The organism is Pleomorphochaeta naphthae, from assembly GCF_055396005.1.
In genome coordinates, this window is record NZ_AP042457.1 from 195,107 (window position 1) to 217,499 (window position 22,393).

Annotated in this window: 14 protein-coding genes; 11 read left to right on the forward strand and 3 right to left on the reverse strand. The window is 31.8% G+C overall.

Annotated elements, in window-relative coordinates:
* The first annotated feature begins 56 nt into the window (after window positions 1–56).
* The 9 genes from ygfK to ACZ5SO_RS00915 all read left to right on the forward strand — a co-directional run bounded on the left by ygfK (window position 57) and on the right by ACZ5SO_RS00915 (window position 15,317).
* Complete coding sequence (gene ygfK / locus ACZ5SO_RS00875; protein ID WP_464626121.1) at window positions 57–3,254, forward strand: putative selenate reductase subunit YgfK; 3,198 nt, start codon at window positions 57–59, stop codon at window positions 3,252–3,254.
* A 12-nt stretch (window positions 3,255–3,266) separates the two neighbouring features.
* Window positions 3,267–4,577 carry a putative aminohydrolase SsnA gene (gene ssnA / locus ACZ5SO_RS00880; RefSeq protein ID WP_464626123.1) on the forward strand — a complete coding sequence of 437 codons (1,311 nt, stop codon included), beginning with the start codon at window positions 3,267–3,269 and terminating at the stop codon, window positions 4,575–4,577.
* A gap of 54 nt (window positions 4,578–4,631) precedes the next feature.
* Window positions 4,632–5,846 (forward strand): YgeY family selenium metabolism-linked hydrolase, encoded by a 1,215-nt coding sequence (locus tag ACZ5SO_RS00885; RefSeq protein ID WP_464626125.1) that lies wholly within the window; start codon window positions 4,632–4,634, stop codon window positions 5,844–5,846.
* A 154-nt stretch (window positions 5,847–6,000) separates the two neighbouring features.
* Window positions 6,001–7,383 carry an 8-oxoguanine deaminase gene (locus tag ACZ5SO_RS00890; protein WP_464626127.1) on the forward strand — a complete coding sequence of 461 codons (1,383 nt, stop codon included), beginning with the start codon at window positions 6,001–6,003 and terminating at the stop codon, window positions 7,381–7,383.
* Window positions 7,383–8,210, forward strand: a complete 828-nt coding sequence (locus ACZ5SO_RS00895; protein ID WP_464626129.1) for an FAD binding domain-containing protein — start codon at window positions 7,383–7,385, stop codon at window positions 8,208–8,210. Before ACZ5SO_RS00890 ends, ACZ5SO_RS00895 begins: the two co-directional genes overlap by 1 nt.
* Entirely contained in the window at window positions 8,210–11,092 is a 2,883-nt protein-coding gene (locus ACZ5SO_RS00900) for a molybdopterin-dependent oxidoreductase Mo/Fe-S-binding subunit (protein WP_464626131.1), read from the forward strand. Before ACZ5SO_RS00895 ends, ACZ5SO_RS00900 begins: the two co-directional genes overlap by 1 nt.
* A 95-nt stretch (window positions 11,093–11,187) precedes the next feature.
* The gene (gene ygeW, locus ACZ5SO_RS00905) at window positions 11,188–12,390 is read left to right on the forward strand and encodes a knotted carbamoyltransferase YgeW (RefSeq protein WP_464626133.1); all 1,203 of its coding nucleotides are present in this window, start codon (window positions 11,188–11,190) and stop codon (window positions 12,388–12,390) included.
* Window positions 12,391–12,485: 95 nt separating this feature from the next.
* Window positions 12,486–13,544 carry a caspase family protein gene (locus ACZ5SO_RS00910; protein ID WP_464626135.1) on the forward strand — a complete coding sequence of 353 codons (1,059 nt, stop codon included), beginning with the start codon at window positions 12,486–12,488 and terminating at the stop codon, window positions 13,542–13,544.
* A 120-nt stretch (window positions 13,545–13,664) separates the two neighbouring features.
* Complete coding sequence (locus ACZ5SO_RS00915) at window positions 13,665–15,317, forward strand: two-component system response regulator (RefSeq protein ID WP_464626137.1); 1,653 nt, start codon at window positions 13,665–13,667, stop codon at window positions 15,315–15,317.
* Here ACZ5SO_RS00915 and ACZ5SO_RS00920 read toward each other — a convergent pair.
* Window positions 15,314–17,179, reverse strand: a complete 1,866-nt coding sequence (locus ACZ5SO_RS00920) for an ABC-F family ATP-binding cassette domain-containing protein (RefSeq protein WP_464626139.1) — start codon at window positions 17,177–17,179, stop codon at window positions 15,314–15,316. The genes ACZ5SO_RS00915 and ACZ5SO_RS00920 overlap by 4 nt on opposite strands.
* An 85-nt stretch (window positions 17,180–17,264) precedes the next feature.
* On the opposite strand from ACZ5SO_RS00920, the gene ACZ5SO_RS00925 reads away from it, so the two are divergent.
* On the forward strand, window positions 17,265–18,806 hold the full coding sequence (locus ACZ5SO_RS00925) for an NAD(P)/FAD-dependent oxidoreductase (protein ID WP_464626141.1): 1,542 nt from the start codon (window positions 17,265–17,267) through the stop codon (window positions 18,804–18,806).
* On the forward strand, window positions 18,803–19,282 hold the full coding sequence (locus ACZ5SO_RS00930; RefSeq protein ID WP_464626143.1) for a DNA-deoxyinosine glycosylase: 480 nt from the start codon (window positions 18,803–18,805) through the stop codon (window positions 19,280–19,282). The genes ACZ5SO_RS00925 and ACZ5SO_RS00930 overlap by 4 nt, the downstream gene beginning before the upstream one ends.
* A 58-nt stretch (window positions 19,283–19,340) precedes the next feature.
* Here ACZ5SO_RS00930 and ACZ5SO_RS00935 read toward each other — a convergent pair whose 3' ends face one another.
* Both ACZ5SO_RS00935 and ACZ5SO_RS00940 read right to left on the reverse strand, forming a co-directional pair.
* Window positions 19,341–20,945 carry a hypothetical protein gene (locus ACZ5SO_RS00935; RefSeq protein WP_464626145.1) on the reverse strand — a complete coding sequence of 535 codons (1,605 nt, stop codon included), beginning with the start codon at window positions 20,943–20,945 and terminating at the stop codon, window positions 19,341–19,343.
* A gap of 266 nt (window positions 20,946–21,211) precedes the next feature.
* Window positions 21,212–22,390, reverse strand: coding sequence for a cation:proton antiporter (locus tag ACZ5SO_RS00940; protein ID WP_464626147.1), 1,179 nt, complete (start codon window positions 22,388–22,390; stop codon window positions 21,212–21,214).
* Window positions 22,391–22,393: the final 3 nt, after the last annotated feature.

Genomic DNA, 22,393 nt, shown 5'->3' on the forward strand with positions numbered 1-22,393 from the left:
AATGGGCTAGGGCTATTTTTTCTAGCTTAACATGGAAAAAAATCAAGGAGTAACACATGGGAGACATTATGCGTCCGGTTCCTTTTGGGGAATTAATAAACAGAGTATTAGGTGAATATAAAAATCATGGGTCAATCTTCTCATTAGACAAAGAACAATTCTTTGTAGATAAAAGAGAAAAAAAAGGCAATGTTTTTAACCAAAGCTGTACAACATATGTTGGACCAGCTGCAGGACCACATACTCAGTTAGCTCAAAACATAATAACAAGTTACCTAGCAGGTGCACGCTTTATTGAGTTAAAAACTGTCCAAATCATGGATAGATTAGAAATTGCTAAACCTTGTATTGATGCTCGAGACGAAGGCTACAATGTTGAGTGGTCAACAGAATATACATTAGAAAAAGCTTGGGACGAATATGCTAAAGCTTGGATTGTTTGTCATTTAGTTGAAGCTCTATTAAATAAAGGAGAAGTAACAGATCCTTCCTTTATATTTAATATGAGTGTTGGATATAATCTAGAAGGAATTAAAACAGATAGAATGCAACAATTCATTAATTCTATGATGGATGCAAATAATGATTCTCGTTTTAAAGAATATTTAGAAGAACTTAATTCCTTATTAAAAGAAGGAGATTTGTTGGCTGGAACACCATTCGCAGGTTTAGAAGAAAAATTAGTAGATAATTTAACTAATCATATTTCTAACAATATTTGTAAATCTGTTACAATTAGTACAATGCATGGTTGTCCTCCTAAAGAAATCGAAGCTATTTGTAATTACATGTTAACTGAAAAGAAAATTGATACATTTGTAAAGTTAAACCCAACATTATTAGGTTATGATGGTGTTAGAAATATTTTAGATAAATTGGGTTATGATTACATTCATCTATCAAGAGATTCTTTCGACCATGATTTACAATATAATGATGCAGTTAGTATGTTGCACAGATTAGTTGATTTAGCTAAAAAAGAAGGAAGAGGATTTGGTGTTAAATTGACAAATACTCTTGGTTCCGTTAACGATCAAGGTCAACTACCTGGTGATGAAATGTACATGAGTGGTAGAGCATTAATGCCTATTTCAGTTAATGTAGCAGCTAAATTATCTACTGAATTTAATGGAGAACTACCAGTTTCTTATTCAGGTGGAGCTAATGCCTTAACAATTACTGATATTTTTGAAACAGGAATTAGACCAATTACTGTTGCAACAGATATGTTACATCCAGGCGGTTACGGCAGAATGGTTCAAATGGCCAATATTCTAGATAGAAGTTCTGCTTGGGATATGAAAAAAATCGATGTAGATAAATTAAATAAATTAGCAAAAAGATGTCTAGAAAGTGAATATTTAGATAAAGCATTTAGAGGTACTGATAGAGCTAAAGTATATGAAGATTTACCTTTAACAGATTGTTATGTAGCCCCTTGTGTTACAGCTTGTCCAATTCATCAAGACGTTCCTGATTATGTAGCATTAATGGGTGAAGGAAGATATGCTGATGCTCTAGCTGTAATTTATTTAAAAAACCCTCTACCATATATTACTGGTACAATTTGTGATCATCAATGTCAACTTCATTGTACAAGAATGGATTATGAAGGTTCAGTTAAAATCCGTGAAATCAAAAAACAAGCTGTAGAAAATGGCTTTGAAGGATTTAAAGAAATGTGGGTTGCTCCAACTGAAACTTCTGATTTTAAAGCAGCTATTGTTGGCGCAGGTCCTGCAGGACTCTCTGCTGCAATGTTCTTAGCACGTTCTGGATTTAAAGTAACTGTTTTTGAAAAAGAAAAATCAGCAGGTGGTGTAGTAAAGAATGTAGTACCAGAATTTAGAATTCCTGAGGAAGCTGTTAATAGTGATGTTGAATTTATCAAGGCTAATGGAGTTGAGTTTAAATTTGGTTCATCAAAAGAAGAAGTAAAAATTGATGCATTAAAAGCTGCAGGGTTTGATTATATCTTCTTTGCATTAGGTACAGAAAAAGATAATCCTTATTCACTAAAAGGTGGAGATGATATTGTTAAAGAAGCACTACCTTTCCTTCGTGCTTATAGAAAAGGAAGTGATGAGGCTCGCTTAGGTAAACATGTTGTTGTATTAGGTGCTGGTAATGTAGCTATGGATGCAGCTCGTGCAGCTAAGAGAGTTGAAGGTGTTGAAGATGTAACTGTTGTTTATAGAAGAAGCTTGAAAGAAATGCCAGCTGATAAAGAAGAATATGAATTTGCTCTAGAAGATGGTATAAACTTTAAATTCTTAACAAATCCTAGTGAATATAAAGATGGTAAATTAACCTTAGTTAAGATGGAATTAGGAGAGCTTGATGCTTCAGGTAGAAGACGTCCTGTTGCAACAGATGAAACTTTCACAATTGATTGTGATAATATCATTAGTGCAATTGCTTCACATCTTGATGAAGATGCAGTTAACTATTATGGCCTTCCTGTAGACGAAAGAGGAAAAGTAATTTGTGATAAAAATACTTTAGAATCAGAAATTGAAAATGTTTATATGGTTGGAGATATGGTAAGTGGACCATCTACTGTTGTAGAATGTATAGCTTCTGCTAGAAAAGCTGTTGAAGCCTGTGTTGATAAAGTTCTAGAAGGCATGGATGATGAAGATTTAGAAGAAGTTGAAGATATAGAGGAACATGGAGATGATTGCGAATGTGGTTGTCATGACCATGATGATGTAGATATTGAAGAATTAACAGCTGAAGAAGATCAATACTTTAGAGAATTAAGAGTTAAAAAGAGCAATATTACATTACCTATAGATAAAGATACTAAAGAATTCTTAGAAAATGAGGCTAAGAGATGTAATGAATGTTCATACCTCTGTAACAAATGTGTTGAAGTATGTCCAAACAGAGCAAACGTAGCTATCGATGTTAGAAATACTGGTGTATTTGAAGATCCATTCCAAATCGTCCACCTAGATGCTTATTGTAATGAATGTGGAAACTGTGGAACTTTCTGTCCTTATAATCAAGCTCCTTATAAAGAAAAATTAACTCTATTCTCAAGAAGAGACGATTTCGATAATTCAACTAATCCTGGTTTCTTAGTAAATGGTTCAGAAGTATTAGTTAGATTGGATGGCAAATTATATAATTGTGAAATAAATGGTGAAGGTATGCTAGAAGGAGATGAAGGAGTTAGCGATGAAGTTGCCGCTATCATAGAAGAAATCTTCTTATCATATAGTTACCTTTTAGGCGAAGTAGACGAATAGGACAATAAAGATATGGATACATTATTTAAAAATGTTAGAATTATGCAAACAAAAGCTCCTTTTGAAGTAACAGAAGGTGTTGATGTACTAGTTAAGGGCGATACTATCGCCCGCATTGGTAAGGATTTAGTTAGCGATGGTGCTACAATTATCGATGCTAAAGGTAAAACTTTAATACCTGGTAATGTCTGTGCACATCACCACTATTACAGTGGCTTATCTAGAGGTATGTTAGTTAATGCTGGTCCACAAACTGACTTAATACAAATTTTAAGAGAATGGTGGTGGAGACTAGATAGAGCCTTAGATGAAGAAGCTTGTTATTATTCATCTTTAATTTGTTCCCTTGATGCAATAGCAGCTGGAACAACTAGTGTTGTAGATCATCATGCAAGTCCTAATTACATTAAAGGTTCTCTTTCAACAATTAAGAAAGGTATGGAAGAAGTAGGACTGAGAGGTATGACTTGTTATGAAGTCACAGATAGAAATGGTGGAATGAAAGAAGTTGAAGCCGGCGTTCAAGAAAATGTTGACTTTGCAACTAGTGGAACTAGTTCCATGGTAAAAGCTATGATAGGTGGTCACGCTCCATTCACAATTCCTGATGAAGGTCTAAAGTTAATGAGTGAAGCTTGTAAAACAACAGGTTGTGGTATTCACATTCATGTTGCAGAAGGCGATTATGATCAAATTCACTCTCATCACATTTATGGTAAAGATATTGTAAAAAGATTAGAAGATTTTGATTTACTTCATGAAAATAGTTTATTAGTTCATGGCATCTATTTAAGTGAAGATGAAATCAACACTTTAAATGCTCACAAATGTTTCTTTGCTCACAATCCAAGAAGTAATATGAATAATCAAATAGGTTATAACAATAAACTTCCAATGGTAGATAAATTAATTGTAGGTACAGATGGTTGTGGTGGAAATATGTTTGAAGAATTAAAGATTGGATTCTTTGAACATAGAGATGAAAAAGGACCATGGTGGCCAAATAGTTTTGTTGATGCTTTAAATAGAGGAAATGATTTGATTGGAACATATTTTGATGGAAAATATGGACAAGTCAAAGAAGGTTACAAAGCTGATTTAACATTACTTGATTATAAAAGTCCAACTCCATTAGTAAGTGATAATGCTGCAGGGCATTTCATTTGGGGAATGAGTTCTAATTGTGTTCATTCAGTAATGATTAACGGAAATCTAGTTTATGATAATCGAGAATTTGTTGGTATCGATGTTGATGAAATATATGAAAAAGCAAGTAAAGTTGCAAAGAGAGTTTGGGAAAAAGTTGATACCTTAGCTCCATAAAATAAAAAAATAAATTGTATTATAAATAAGGCATATAGCCAAGGAGAAACACAAATGACAATTAATGAACAAATTTTAGCAAAAGCTGCTGAGTATTCTGATTACACAGCGAAAAACCTTTCTAAAATGGTCCAAGCAAAAAGTTATAGTAGCAAAGAAGAAGATGTCTGTCGTCTTATAGTTGAATTATGTAAAGAAGCAAATTTTGATGAAGTAAGAATTGACGGTTTAGGTTCTGTTATTGGTAGAGTCGGTAATGGTCCTAAGAAAATTGCTTTTGATGCTCATATTGACACTGTTGAAGTTGGAAATATGAAGAACTGGGATTTTGATCCTTTCTCAGGCGAAATCAAAGATGGTTTAGTATTAGGAAGAGGTACTTCTGACCAAAAAGGTGGAGCAGCATCTATGATTACTGCAGGCCGTATCCTTAAAGAATTAGGTTATGATGGTGAATATACTTGTTACTTTACTTTCACAGTTATGGAAGAAGATTGTGATGGTATGTGTTGGAAATATTTAATTGAAGAAGAAAACTTCAAACCAGATTTTGTTGTATCAACAGAACCAACTAGTTGTAGATTATATCGTGGACACCGTGGACGTATGGAAATTAGAATTATCTTAAGAGGTATTTCTTGTCATGGTAGTGCTCCAGAAAGAGGTGTTAGTGCTTCATATAAAGCAGCTAGAGCAGCTTTAGCAATTGAACAATTGAATGAAGATTTACAACCAGATGATGATAATTTCTTAGGAAAAGGAACTATTACAGTAAGCCAAATGGATGTAAAAGGTCCTTCACAATGTGCAGTTTCTGACTATGCTATGCTATATTGTGATAGACGTTTAACTTGGGGTGAAGATGCTGATTTAGCTATTTCACAAGTACTAGAATACGTTTCAAAAGCAACTGGTGATAAGAAAGAAGATATTGTTGTTGAAATGCCAAGATATGGTAAAACAGGTTGGACTAAAAAAGAATATTCACAAGAATTATACTTCCCAACTTGGAAAATTCCAGAAGACCACAAACTTGTTCAAGCTGGTGTTTCAGCTCACAAAGCATTATTTGAAAAAACACCTGTTGTTGATAAATGGACTTTCTCAACAAACTGTGTAGCAACTACTGGCCGTCATAAGATTCCAGCTATAGGTTTTGGCCCTGGTGATGAAGATCAAGCACATGCTCCAAACGAAATCACTCGTGTTAAAGACTTAGAAATTTGTTCTGCATTTTATGCAATGCTTCCTTATAGCTTAGAAAAATAAGGTATTGGAAAGCAAATAAATCAGCCGTGGCGTGTGCTACGGCTGAATTGCGTTAAAGATACCATTTATTGAATTAAAATATAATGAAATAAGTTACTAATTTTAAATGTTCTATCTTTTTTGAAAAAGCTTATATAAACACGAGGAGTTAAAAATGTCTAGCAAAATTTTATTGAGAGATATTCTCTGTCTTCAAACAAGTTTTGATAAACCATCACTATCTGGTGCTGATTTATTAATCGAAGATGGTAAGGTTAAAAAAATCTATAAAGAGGGGAAAGCTAAAGTAGATTCTACTTGTAGAGTGATTGATTGTTCTAATCATGTTGTAATTCCAGGATTAGTTAACACTCATCACCATTTTTATCAAACGTTAACTAGAAACCTTCCAGCAGTTCAAAATGCTGAATTATTCGATTGGTTGATTTATTTATATGATATTTGGAAACACATCGATGAGGAGGCAGTTTATGTTAGTAGTAGTTTAGCTATGGCTGAATTATTAAAAACAGGTTGTACTACATCAACTGACCATCACTATTTATATCCAAGAGGATTTAAAGGTGATTTGATGGGACTTCAGTTTGAAGCAGCTGACCGCTTAGGTATGAGGTTTTCTCCAACTCGTGGTTCAATGAGTCTTTCTAAAAAAGATGGAGGCTTACCTCCAGATTCTGTAGTTCAAACAACAGAAGAAATATTAGAAGATAGTGAGAGATGCATTAAGATGTATCATCAAGATGGGGGAGATTCAATGCACAAAATAGTTCTTGCCCCATGTTCACCTTTTTCTGTTACTAAAGATTTAATGAAAGAATCTTGTAAGTTAGCAAGGAAATATGGAGCTAGAATTCATACCCATCTATGTGAAACCTATGATGAAGCAGATTTCTGTAAAGAAATGTATGGGTGCAGACCATTAGAATTAATGGAAGAATGTGATATGGTTGGAAGCGATGTTTTCTTTGCTCATGGTATACATTTTAACGATAAAGAGTTAGAATATCTAAGGGATACAAAGTCTAATATAGCACATTGTCCTTCTAGTAATATGCGACTTGGTAGTGGTATATGTAGAGTTAAAGAAATGAAAGAATTAGGAATTAATGTTGGTATTGCTGTAGATGGTTCCGCAAGTAATGATAGTTCCGATATGCTTGGAGAATTGAGAACTGCTTTATTATTACAAAGAGTAAAATATGGGGCAGCAGCTGTAACAGCTTCAGATATTTTCAAGATGGGAACATATAATGGAGCTAAGATGCTTGGTTTTGATAAAGTTGGTTTATTAGACGAAGGATGGCAAGCTGACATTGCAATATTTGATGTATCAACATTGCCATATGCTGGCTCACACAGTGATAGTACAGCTTCTCTATTATTCTGTGGGACTAATCATAATACAGCATATACTATTGTAAATGGTAAGGTTGTTGTCGATGAAGGTAGACTCGTCGGCTATAATGAAGATGAACTTGCTAGAAAAGGAAGAGAAGTAAGCGAGAATTTGCTCAAAAGAGCGGGAGTAGTCAAATAATGATTAAATATTTATTAAAAGTTAATGATGTAAAAGAAGCATTACTTAAGAAAAAAGAATACCCTGATTATGCTTTTTATGCAGGTGGCACTGAAATTAATCGTCTTAATTCTAATTTGAAATATGAAGGTGCTATTAGTCTTGAAGGATTAGGCCTTGATAAAATTGAGGTTACTAAAGAAGGGGTAAAAATTGGATCTTGTGTAACTTTACAAGCTTTGATTGAATCAAAAGACATCCCTGAATATTTGAAAGAAGCTGCCAAATTCTGTGCTTCAAGAACATTAAGAAATAGTGCTACTATTGGAGGAAACTTAGCCTTCGGCAGTGATGATTCATATTTGATGCCAACCTTACTTGCAGCAAAAGCAAGATTAATTACTTCAGGATTAACTTCAAATGGAGTATTTACTGAAGATAATTTACCAATTAGAGAATATCATTCTAATCATGATTCTTTTTCTAGTACACTTTTAGTAGCTGTTGTACTTCCAAATGAAGATAGGATTGTGCTATCAAAAAGATTTGCTAAAACAAGTCATGCTCATTCAGCAGTTTGTGTTTCTTTTGGTGCAAAAGTTAAAAATGAAAAACTAGATGAAGTTAGGATCTTTGCTGCTATAAAAGGCACAGGTGTTGAAAGATTTAGTGATGTAGAAAATGCTATTGAAAACGATGCTTACAGTTCAAGTGCTGATGTTGAATTTGCTATTGCAAATGCGATTAATGCAAAAGATGATTTGACAGGTTCTGCCTCATATAAACGTTATATTACTTCTGTCGCAGTTGCACAAATGTATGAGAAAGCAAAAGGAGGAACAAAATAATGAGTTTTGTTAAATGTGTTATTAATGGAATAGAAAAAAAATTAGAATATAAAGAAGGCATGAGTCTTCGTGAAGCATTGTTTAACGCAGGATATAATACTGTCAGAGATAGTGATAATGCTGAAGGTTTTGCTGGCTCTGACACAATCATTGTTAATGATGTTCCATCCTTTTCTAATCTTATGTCTCCTTTACAAGTTGAAGGTAAAGAAATTAGAACAGCCGAGAGCTTAGGAAATTCAAGAAATGTAAATTATGTTCAACAAGCCATGATAGATGCAGGAATTGTTCAATCTGCTTATAATGCACCAGCTGCAGCTCTTTTATTAACTTGGTTATTAGAACATGTTAAATATCCAACAAAAGAAGAAATTAAAGATGTATTAACATCCCTTTTCATTCGTGATGCTGGTTATGAGAATTATTACTTAGCAGTTAAATTAGCTACAGAGCTAAGAGATTATGGCAAATATAAGACAAAGATTGCTGATGAATATAGAGAGCAATTAAAATATATTGGTAAAAACGTAAGTAAAATAGATGGAGCTTCTTTAGTAGCAGGTGATAAATGTTTTACAGAAGATAAAGTAACACCCAATGCTCATGCAATGGTAGTTTTAAGATCTCCTTATGCTCATGCATATATTAAAAGTATAGATACATCAAAGGCAGAAGCTTTAGATGGTGTAGATAAAGTTTATACTCATTTAAATACCCCTAAAATTCATTATACTCATGCAGGACAAGGCGCTCCAGAGCCATCTCCTCACGATAAAAGATTGTTCAATGAGAAAGTTAGGATGGTCGGAGATAGAGTAGCAGCTATTGTTGCAAGAGATAAAGAAACTGCTCTAAAAGCTAGAGATTTAATCAAAGTTGAATATGAAGTATTAAAACCTGTATTAAGCGTTGAAGAAGCTCAAGCAGAAGATGCTCCAATAATACATAATAGTAAAATCTCATTTGGTGTTGGTGCACCAGATAATTTAGATGAGCTAAATAAAGACTGTGATCCTAGAGATGGTATAGTTCATTATCCTTTCCCAATTCATGCAAATATTAAGAAAAATATAGCATCTGAAGCTAAGGGTCAAATTGGAGATGTTGATAAGGCATTTGAAAACTCTGATTGTGTTATTGAGAGAACATATAGAACTAACCAAATACAATGTACTCCATTAGAACCTTCTGTTTGTTTTGGAAAAATTGATTTAGGCCGTTTAGTATTACATACATCAACACAAGTACCTTTCCATGTTAGACGTATTGTTGCTCGAATTTGTGGCATTCCACACAATAAAGTTAGAGTAATCAAAGAAAGAGTTGGTGGTGGATACGGTTCAAAACAAGATGTTACAGTTGAAGATTTAGTAGGCTTTGCAGTTTGGGATACCGGTTTAGATATTTTCTACCAAAATACTCGAGAAGAACAATTTTTAACTTCAGCTACTCGACATCCAATGAAACTAAAAGTTAAAGTTGGTGGAAATAAAGATGGTAAGATCACTGCTATTGATATGCTAGTTGAAGCAAATACAGGTTGTTATGGACAACACTGTCTAACAGTTCCAATGAACTCATGTTCTAAAGTATTGCCACTATTTAAAGTAGATAATATGAGATTTGATGTAGTTACATATTATACAAATATTGCAATGGTTGGGGCATATCAAGGTTATGGTGCACCAAAAGGTACATATGCTCTAATGTGTACTGTTGCAGAGTTAGCTGAAAAATTAAATCTTGATTATCTTGATGTGATAAAGAAAAACCACGTAGAAGAAGGCTATATGTTAGAAATTCTCCGAGGTTTAGGTGAAGGAAGAGAAGGAAATGTTGTACCTGTTGGCTCTTGCGGTCTAGCACAAGCAATTGATGAAGGTGCAAAGATGATTAATTGGGGCAAGAAAGAAAAATCTTCAGATCCTGATTGGAAAGTCGGTAAAGGTTTTGCAATGATCCAACAAGGGTCTGGCTTACCAGGTCTCGATCACTCAAATGCTTGGGCAAAATTAACTAGTGATGGTTCTGTTGAATTATTTAGTGGTGGTGCAGATTTAGGAACAGGTTTAGATACAATCAGTGCTAAAATTGCTGCTGAGAATTTGAAAATTTCTTTAGATAAAATTACTGTAACAAGTGGTGATACAGATTCAACTACTTTTGATACAGGTGCTTATGCCTCTAGTGGTTCGTATTTCTCAGGGAATGCTTCAAGATTAGCAGTAGAAGATTTGGCAAAAGCAATAATTAAAGAAGCAGCTTTCCAAATGAATGAGAAAGAAGAAGATCTTTACTTAGATTATCCTGGAAAAGTTGTTAGCTATAAAACTAAAGCAGAGCTTGATTATGGAACATTATGTCATACAGCTCTTTCTGGAACAGGAAATGGCCAACTTATGGGTAAAGGTTCCTTTACTACTATGGTTAATTCCATTCCTTATGGTGCTCATTTTGCTCAAGTTGCAGTTAACATTAAAACAGGTGAAGTTAAAGTCCAAAAATTCTATGCATTACAAGATGCAGGTACTCCAATCAATCCTGAATTAGCAGAATGCCAAATCTACGGTGCAGCCTTAAAATCAATTGGACACTCTTTGTATGAAGGATTAGAATATGACGAAAACGTTAATCCTCTAAATCCTAACTTTACAGATTATTGTCCTCCTATGATAAATGAAATGCCTGAGGATTTTAAAGTTAAATTAATCGATATCGATGATGATGAGGGACCTTATGGAGCTAAATCTATTTCAGAAATTGCTACAAACGGTGCAGCTCCTGCAATAGCTATTGCTATTCATGATGCAGTAGGTGTCTGGTGTAGAAGCTGGCCATTTACTCCTGAAAAAATTCTTAGAGAGATGGGCAAAATAAAATAAAATATTGCAACAAAATGCAACAAAAAAACTTTACAAGGGTGAGTGTACATGGTATAGTACACTCATTCAAACAACAAATCTAAGGAGAGTCTCTTATGAAAAAAGATAAGGCTTTAATTAAACAAATGATTAAAGAGCTTGGTGCTCTTGATACAAAGAACATGTATCTAAATGATTTTTTCCATACATGGAAAGAAAGTGATGATGAAATCGAGGCAGTATTTAAGGTTGCGGAGATTCTCCGTGGTCTAAGAGAGAATAATATTTCTACTAAAGTTTTTGATAGTGGACTTGCTATTTCAATCTTCCGTGATAACTCAACTAGAACTCGTTTTTCATTTTCTAGCGCTTGTAACTTATTAGGTTTAGAAGTTCAAGATTTAGATGAAAAGAAAAGCCAAATCGCTCATGGTGAAACTGTTAGAGAAACTGCTAACATGATTAGTTTCATGGCTGATGTAATTGGTATCAGAGATGATATGTACATTGGTAAGGGTCATACATACCAAAAGAATGTTGCAACTGCAGTACAAGAAGGTTATGATGATGGTGTTTTAGAACAAAGACCAACTTTAGTTAACCTACAATGTGACATCGATCACCCAACACAATCAATGGCTGATATGCTACATGTAATCAATGAATTTGGTGGAGTAGAAAATCTTAAGGGTAAAAAAGTTGCAATGACTTGGGCTTATAGTCCTTCATATGGTAAACCTTTATCAGTACCTCAAGGTATTATTGGACTATTCACAAGATTTGGAATGGACGTTGTATTAGCTCATCCAGAAGGCTATGATGTAATGCCTGAAGTTGAAGAAATTGCAGCTGAAAATGCAAAGAAGAGCGGTGGATCATATAAGAAAGTTAATTCAATGGAAGAAGCATTTAAAGATGCTGATATTGTTTACCCAAAAAGCTGGGCTCCTTTCCATATCATGGAAGAAAGAACTAAACTTGTTGAAGAAAAGAAATTTGATGAGCTTGACGCACTCGAACAAAAATGTTTATTAAATAATGCTAAATTTAAAGATTGGGCATGTACTGAAGAGATGATGAAATTAACAAAGAACGGTGAAGCTTTATACATGCACTGTTTACCAGCTGATATCACAGGTGTTTCTTGTGAACAAGGTGAAGTTGATGCATCTGTATTCGATAAATACATGGTACCTCTTTACAAAGAAGCTAGCTTCAAACCTTATATCATTGCTGCTATGATTTTCTTAGCTAAATTTGAAAACCCAAGTGCAAAACTTGATGAATTATTAAAAGATGCTGCAAAGAGAATTAAGTAATTTATTTGTAATTTATTTGTCGGTCTATTGACCGGCATTTTTTTTGTCTTTTATTAATATGATAAATCTGTTATTCTTTTTTTAAGAGGTAAAAGATGAAAAGATTTAGAAATATAGTAATCCTATTTTTATCATTTACATCTTTATGCCTTTTTGTTAGCTGCGAATTGATATATGATCAAACCCCAGGGAGATTAATTCTAGTTGGTGTAGGTCTAGATTATATAGATGACGATGGAAATAGTGAAACTCTTTTGGGGGATAATAAAGGATTAGTTAATCCTCCAAATGATATTAGAGAGATAGCTTATGCTTTATCAAATCTATCTTCAAAGAGTGAAAAAACTTTTGTATATATTCCTTTTATTCAGCAAACAGGGATTTCAATTATTCCAAATGATAATTACCCAAATAAAAGTAATTTAGAAAACCTATTTAACGATTTGAAAAATGGTCAAAACATTGATGCAAATGTATATGATGGTGATTTTGATAAAGATGAATATACTTTAATATCAGAGTATTTAACATTTGGAAATACAATTACTAATTTTGACTCGTTAAATGAAAATGATATTCTAATTTTTTATTATAGTGGTCATGGTGATGAAACAGACGATGGAGCTTTAAGACTTCCAGAAGGCACTGACGAACAAGTTAGAGAATCTGTCGAGCTTTCTTGGTTATATAATCATTTAAGTTCTTTAGATTGTAATGTTCTTGTTGTATTAGATTCATGTGGGAGTGGTTCTTTTATAATGGACAGTAACTCTACAGTAAATACAATAACTACTAGTTTTGTCGATACATTACCAGAACTATATGATAAGTATTTTAGTTATAAAAATGATAATATTGTCGTAAATGACATATTTGCTATGGCTTCAACAAGGCCAGATGAGTTATCATTTGATACAAGAACTTTAGAGGTTGCCCATGCAAATAGTATTTTTTCTTATTATTTTTTAAGATCTTTAGGGTACGAGAATGATAGTGATGTAAAAATTGGCTCAATTATTGATAAAATACCAGCTTTAAATAATGGCATAATATCAATTGATAATATTTATGATTATATATTTAGCAATATTTCACGCCAAGAACCTTTAATTAAAGGGGATAGAAAAAGCTTAGTTTTATTTAACATAAATTAATTTATATATGTGAGCAATTTTATTTTATTTACAAATCATTGTAAACATTATAAAGTAACTAATAGGTATTTAAATATTTATTAACAAAATATTAGGCGTTTGATGAACAAGGGGTCTCTTTTGAGAAAGCGATTAATCTTAGTTGTTGACGATAATGTAATTAATAGAACATTATTGACTAGAATATTATCTCATGATTATAGAGTTGTAGGTGTTGAAAATGGACAACAAGCTCTAGACTATTTAAAAGACTACTGTGGAGAAGTTTCAGCCATATTACTAGATTTAAATATGCCTGTTTTAAATGGTTATGAATTCTTAAAAGAACGAAGTAAATATTTGCCATATTGCAATATTCCAATTATAGTTCAAACTACTCATAGTGGGGTAGATGCAGAGATTGCTTGTTTGGAGATGGGCGCCACTGATTTCCTTACTAAACCATATAGTCCAAAAGTTATATTAAGAAGACTGAATAATATTATAACTTTAAGAGAAAATGAAAATTTTATCGTAGCTGTGCAACATGATTCTTTGACTAATTTATTAAATAAAGAAGGGTTTTTCGTTAAGGCAAAAAAAGCTTTAGTAGAAAATTCTGAAATTAACTACATGCTTTTGTGCATAGATATAGTCCAATTTAAGGTAATAAATCAATTTGCAGGATATCAAAACGGAGATAAAGTTTTAATATTTGTTGCCAATATTTTAACAGAATTATTTGGTGAAGATTCAATTATTGCTCGCTTTAGCGGAGATAGATTTCACGCTTTAGTACCCCCTCCAATTGATGAAGATTATATCGATAAAGTAATTACAAAACACAAAGAACATGCTCCAATTAATTTACCTCTTAGTATTCAATTTGGTATTTATGAAGTTGTTGATCGAACAGTACCTCTAGCTACAATGTGTGATTGGTCAAAAATGGCTTTAGATCCTATTAAAGGTCGATATAAAGAGTATTTTTCAACATTTACAAATGATATGAATAAAAGTTTGCAAAAAGAGCAATTAATTGTATCAGAAATGGATGGTGCAGTCTCTGAAAAACAATTTGTTGTTTATTATCAACCAAAATGGAATATTCATAAAAATAAAATAATTGGAGCAGAGGCTTTAGTTAGGTGGATTCATCCAAAATTCGGATTTATGAGCCCTGGAGACTTCATCCCAATTTTTGAGAAAAACGGGTTTATTACAAAATTGGATATGTATGTTTGGAATGAAGTTTGTAGACAAATTAGAGAATGGATGGATGAAGGAATTGATGTAGTTCCAATCTCTGTTAATGTCTCAAGAAATGATATATATACTAAAGATTTAATTAGTAATTTAAAAAACATGCTCTCTAAATATAATTTATCACCTAATCAGTTGCATTTAGAAATTACAGAAACAGCTTACGCACAGTCCCATAATCAATTAGCTAATGTGGTTAAATTACTATCTGATAATGGATTTATTATTGAAATGGATGATTTTGGTTCAGGATATTCATCTTTAAATATGCTGAGTGAAGTACCTGTTGATATTATAAAATTAGACTTATTATTTTTAAATAAAAAATCTGCTGATTCAAAAAATAATAAAAGCATTTTAAAATTAGTAGTCAATATTGCTAAAGAATTAGATTTAGATTTAATAGCAGAAGGAGTTGAGACAATTGAGGATGTAGCAAGTTTAAAAGAAGTAGGTTGTAATAAGGCCCAAGGATATTATTACGCTAAACCGATGAATTCAAGTGAATTTGCTCAATTGTTGAAAAATTAAGATTCTTCTTTTTCTAATAACAAAAGCCATCTGTTTTCTAATTCTTCAAGTTCATTTTTCTTAGATTCATATTTCTTTGTTCTCTCTTCAAGCGTGCCTAGTTCTGTAGGTTCAATTGTCCCAAAACTTTGTTCTAAAGTTGAGATAAGCGCTTCAATTTCCTCAATTTTTTGAGGTAAAGATTCAAGTTCTTTTTTTTCTTTGAAAGTTAACTTTTTCTTTTTGGGTTTTTCTTCTTTGGTATTAGTATTATTTTCTTTTGTTTTTACTTGTTGCTCTAAATAAAGTGGAGATGAAATGTAATTAGTATAGTTTCCAGGGAATTGTATTATTTTATGATCTTTTATAATTAATAAATAGTCAGAAGTTCTGTCTAGAAAAGCTCTATCATGAGAAACAACTATACTGCATCCAAAGAAATCTTCAATATAGTTTTCCAAGTTTTCAATTGTCTCAACATCTAAATCGTTAGTAGGTTCATCCAAGATTAAAAAATTAGGATTTTTTATAAGTTGAGAGAGAAGATATAATCTTCTTTTTTGGCCACCAGAAAGGGTTGAGATAGGGAGTCTATGAAGTTTAGTTGGGAAGTTAAATAATTCTAAAAAACGAGCTGCTGTAACTTCATTTTTTTTAGATAAAGTAATTCTATCTGAAATATCTTCTACATATTCTAAGACTGTTTTGTCACTTACAAGATTTCTACCATTTTGATCATAGTAGCCAAAGACCGTGTTTACTCCAATATCAACTATACCAGTATCACTTTCAATGTGTTTTGTTAAAACATCTAAAAGTGTCGATTTTCCACTTCCGTTATCTCCTATAATTCCAATTCTCATATCTTTTGTAAAAGAATAGGTGAAATCTTCAAAAATAATTTTATCACCATATGCTTTAGAAATGTTTTTAACATCTAATATTTTTTTACCAATATATCTTGTATTTGAGGAAAATTTATTTTGATCTGCTTCATCAACATTCTTTTGTTCACTTTGCATATCTTTAATTCTATCAATTCTATTTCCATCTTTACTAGTTCTAGCTTGAGGACCTCTCTTAAGCCATTCAAGTTCTCTTCTTAAAATTGTTGATAATCTATCTTGATATTTTCTTTCATCAATAAGTCTTTTAGCTTTTCTCTCTAGATATTCATTATAGTTACCTGGATGTATATAAATTTGAGAATTATAAAGTTCTAAGATTTTGTTACAGACTGCATTTAAGAAATATCTATCGTGAGTAACTACTATAATTGTCATATTACTAGAAGCTAAATATTTTTGAAGCCACTCAATTGTTTTTATATCTAGATGGTTTGTTGGCTCATCAAGAAAAAGAATATCTGGTTTATTACAAAGTACTCTTGCTATTGCAACTTTTTTCTTTTGTCCACCTGATAATTCTCTCATCAATCTATTATTAACATCATAAAGATCCAATTCGCCTAATACAGAGGTAAATTCATTTTCTAAGCTCCAAATATTATCTTTATCTAAGAGTAAAGTTAATTTTGAAAGCTTTTTTTCATTGGCAATAGGATCTTCTAATAATTTATAATACTCTTTTAATAGTTGAATTTTATGACCATTACTTGCGTAAAAATAGTCTAATACAGTTTGGTTTTCATCAAAAGTTACAACTTGTTCAAGAAAACCAATTTCTGTCTCATTTGTTATAGATATTGTTCCAGAATCTCTTTCTATTTTATTTGCTAGAACTTTTAATAAGGTGCTCTTGCCTTGTCCATTATTTCCTATTAATCCAACATGGTCATTTTTGTCTAGACCGAAAGAAATATTTTCAAATAGTGGTTCGTCGTTTAATGTTAAAGATAAGTTTTCAACTGATAGAATATTCATAAGACCAAGAGTATATTATCATAAAAACCTTTTCAACTAGGTAAGTTCGTTGACTGTTAAAATATATTACTGATAATATGATTTTATGATAAAAAAAATTAATATAAAAGTTTTGCCTGAAGAAGCGCAAAACGAAAATAATGTAGTTCAAATTGCTTTAAAGCAAGCACAGATTAATAAAAAAGATTTAACAGATTTTTTGATAACAAAAAAAAGTATTGATTCTAGAAGATTACCTATAAAAATTGATATAGCAATCACTTTATATATCGGTGAAAAAGCACCTTCTTTATATAATCCTATTGAATTTAAAAAAGTAAATTCTGAACAAAAGGTTATAATAGTTGGCATGGGCCCTGCCGGTTTATTTGCCGCTTTAAAAGTCCTAGAATTAGGAGGTTTTCCAATACTGATTGAAAGAGGAGAGAGAGTTGAAGAGAGAAGAAAAAGTGTAGCTTCTATGATTTTAAATGATAAAATCAATGAACAGTCTAATTACTGTTTTGGGGAAGGTGGAGCAGGAGCTTTTTCAGATGGTAAATTATTTACTCGCTCAAAGAAAAGAGGAAATATAAATGAAGTTTTATCTATGTTCGTTCAAATGGGAGCTCCTCTCTCTATTTTAACTGATGCTCATCCTCATTTAGGTACAGATAAATTACCCGGTATTATTAAAAATATGAGAAACACAATTCTTGATAATGGTGGTGAAATTTATTTTAATGAAAGAGTTGTTGATTTAATTCAAGAAAAATCTACCATTATTGGTGTGACTACCGCAACTGGTAAAAAATTTTATGGACCAGTAATTTTATCAACAGGCCATTCTTCTAAAGATATTTATAAATTATTATACAAAAAAAATATACCTATTGAGGCTAAATCTATTGCAGTAGGACTTAGAGTTGAACACTCGCAGAAGTTTATAGATAGCGTTCAATACAAAAATAAAAATGGAAGAGGTAAGTTTTTACCACCTGCTGAGTATAGATTAGTTTCTAAAGTTAATGATCGTGGTGTTTTTTCTTTTTGTATGTGTCCAGGTGGCTCTATAGTCCCTTCTCAAACTGAAAATGGATATTCACTTATAAATGGTATGAGCTCTTCTTCTCGTGGTGGGAAATGGGCCAATAGTGCTATTGTAACTGAAATAAGAGTTGAAGATGTAGATAAAGATAATAATCCGCTTTCTATGTTAGAATTCCAAGAAAATATTGAAAAGAAAACTTTTGATTTAACCTCTTCTGATTTAACAGCTCCAGCTCAAAGAGTGTCTGATTTTATTAACAGAGTTGAAAGTAAAGATTTACCTAAATCTAGTTATTTGGGCAAAATTGTATCTAAAGATTTGAACCAAATTTTTCCTAAAGAAGTTGCTAAATGTTTAAGAGGTGGTTTTATTTCTTTTAATAAAAAGATACCGGGGTTTTCAAGTTCTCAAGCTTTAGTAATAGCTAGTGAGACTAGAACAAGTAGTCCAGTTAGGATTTTGAGGGATAAAGAAACTTTTATGAGTAATGAAGGATTATTCCCTTGTGGAGAAGGAGCAGGATATGCTGGTGGTATTGTTTCTTCAGCACTAGATGGTATTAATTGTGCTATTGCAACAATGAGGTATTTATCATGATTGAGGGCTTTGACCCTATAATAGGAGAGAATCCTAGGTATTTAATTTTAGGATCAGCTCCAAGTGTGATTTCTTTAAAGCAGTTTGAATATTACGGTAATAAAAATAATAGTTTTTGGTATATAATTTCATCATTATTTAAAGGTCCTTCATTAACTTCTTACAAAGATAAAACAGAATTTATTAAAGAACATAATATTATTTTGTGGGATGTTGTTAAAACTTGTTATAGAAAAGGATCTTTAGATAGTGATATCAAAGATGTAGAAGCAAATAATATTAAAGATTTATTAATAAATTATCCTACTATTGAAAAAGTTGCTTTTAATGGCAAAACGGCAGAAAAATTGTACAAAAAGCATGTTAACTATTATCCTACTCATATTATATTTAAAAGTTTACCCTCAACAAGTCCAGCTTACACTTTAAAGGTAAGTGAAAAATTAAATAAATGGGAAATGTTTTTTAAATTATAAAAAAAAGGTCTCTTTCAGGTATATCCTTAAGAGACCTTTTTGAAATTTATATTATAAATTATTTAAACTTGTAAAATAAACCAATACTTGCTGCTTCACTTGTAACTATTTCAGTTCTATAGTTAATAGCGAATTCGCCACTTAATCTAAGTAACCAATTAGCATCTATATTGAAGTTAACTCCAGCAGAAAGTGCTACTTTGAAATATGGAGTTTCACTATCTCCTTCACTGAAAGGGATTAACGATCCAATTCCTATTTTGTAAAAATATGCAGTTTTAGAGTGGGCTGGGGTAAATTCTTGTGAGAAAGTAGCTAAAGTACTTATTTCTTTATAAAAACCGCTTTCTAAGGATCCAGAAGTTGAAAAGTGGTCCGCTCCAAAACCAATTTGTAGACCGATTACTGTGCCATCTACAACTTCATTTTCTATTATGAATTCTCCCTTTAGTCCATAATCAGAGTTCATATCACTAACCTGTAAGAAAGTAAAATTAGCTGTTGCACCAATTCTATATGGATTAACAATTTCTTCTAAATCCCATTCTCCAATTGTCTCTTGTTCAAATGATTGAGGACCTTCATTTTCAATTGAATCTTGTGATAACTGTTCATTTTCTATAACCTCAGTAGGTTGCTCTATTGTCTCTGCGCTTTCACTCTCTTCATTTGCAACAAGAGAAGAATCTTCTATAAGATCTTCTTGATTGTCTTCAATTGTTTCTTCAACAGGAGGGCTAACAAGGCTTTTCTTTTCTATAATTTCACCAGTTGTATCAAATTTGACACTTTCTTCTGTAGTTTCAAGAAAAATCTCACCTGTTTCTTCATTAAAGTTAATACCTTTAATTTCACCTGTTACAACTGTAGTTTCATTATCCTTTGAAATTGTTGTTGTATTACCATCAGATTCAATACTAGTACCTGATTTAAAAATAAATGTTGTACTGCCACCAATAATGTGGGTTAGTTGATTACCATCTTCATATTCTATTTTTATGATACTAGTTAAGGCATCGGTAGTTTTAATGTTGCTAGTACTAATTATAATATCTTTAAATATAGTTTCACTACTATTTTGATCTTGTTTGATTTCTAAGTTATTAGTACTAAAAATTAGAGTTGAATTATCAAAATTTAAAGTTGTATTATCACCATAATCGATTGTGTACCAATTGTCAGCTGTAATGAAATCATAAATTGTGGCGTTTGTTAAAGGGTTTCCTTTATAGAGAGTTTTAAAAGTTGTAAAGTCTTTATCAATTAATAAAGTGATTCTAATAGGGAAGTCGACTATTAAATCACCATTAGATTTAATAATTAAAGCAGCTCCGTCATAAAATTGATATGTTGTTCTATCTGCTTCTTTTTTAGTAGTAGCTATTTTTCCTGCAGGCAGAGCTCTATCGTTTAAGAATAATTGATCATCTTTAACAGTGTAACCCAATTCAGATTCATCAAAGACTTCTTCCTCTTCTTCCTTTACTACCGTTGTTTCTTCAACTGCAGCTTCTTTAGGCTGAATTGTTTGTGGTGTAGTAATAGTAGTAGATTCTTCTAATGTTGTCTCTGCTTCTTTTTTATTACAAGAACTTAGTAATGTAATGATGAGTACAGAGAGAATAAGTAGTATTATTTTTCTCTTATTACTTTTAATATTCATATGATACCTCATGTTTAGTCTTTATTGTACAAGCACTAAAAACTAATAGTAAATTAATTTAATATCAGTTTTGCTATATAGATTTTTAATCTTCGTTCATTTTTGTTGCAATTTATAATATTATGGCTATTTTTGTCTAATTTAACTTCATAAATTTTAACATAAAATAAAATATAAAAATTCTAAATAACCTATAATATTGTAACTTATAGTTTTGTAGTTTGCTAGTGTAGAATTGTGAATACTATAATTTTATCTATTTAAGGTTATTCTTTTTCCAAAAATCTTGTTGAAGAAAAAGAAATTAGAAATGAACCAAGTGGTGCCGTTATAATAATTGCTAATACCGCAAAAGTTAAAACTAAGTTACCACTTGAAAGTCCCATTGCTAGAGGAACTCCCCCCATAGCAGCTTGAACAGTTGCTTTTGGCAATTCACTAAAAAGACAAAATACTTGTTCTTTTATTGTTAGTCCTGTTTTAAATGTTGCTATAAAAGTTCCAACTGTTCTAAACATTAGTCCTATAAATATCATTATTATCATAGCAAAACCTGCGTGAGTTGCATATTCTACATTTACTAAAGCACCAACTAATACAAAAAGTAAGATTTCTGCACCAACCCAAAGTTTTGAGAATTTTGGTGTTAGTCTCTGTGATAAAATAGGATGGTGTGCTTTTATAATTAAGCCTAAACTTATTATTGATAATAATCCTGATATAGGGACTATATCTTTTAGAGCATTTTCCAAAGTTATAAATAAGAAACTAATTGATAAAAGTAATAATACTTTGACAGTATCTCTCATATGAAATCTTTTAAAGAATCTAACTAAAAGTTCACCACTAACACCTCCAATAATTATCCCCGTAAGCATAGAAATTGGAACTTTGAATAATGATATGGCGTGTACTTCTCCACCTTTAGCTAAAGCAACTAAGGCAGTGAATATAACTATACAATAAACATCATCGGCGGAAGATCCTGCTAACATCATTTGTGGAATAGCCTTTTTTGTGCCTCTTTTTTCATCAATTAACTTTGTCATTGCAGGAACAACAACAGCCGGGGATACTGCGGCCATAATTGAACCGATAATTCCAGCCTCTAAAAGAGATATCCCAATTAGATTAGGAGCTATTAATAAATATCCAATTATTTCAAAGGAAGCTGGTAAAAAACATAATAAAATAGCAGGTCGGCCAACTTTTTTTAAATCATTTATATCAAGACTTAACCCAGCTTTCATTAAAATTATGATAAGGGCAATTTCTCTCAAATCAGCTGAAATGCTAGTTAATGTTGGATCTAGTATATTTAGAGCATACGGGCCTAATAATACACCTATAAATAGCATTCCAATTATATATGGAAGCTTAATTTTATTAAAAATTACTTTCGAGAGAAGACCTAAAATAGTAATTAAAGCAAGACTAAATAGCATTAA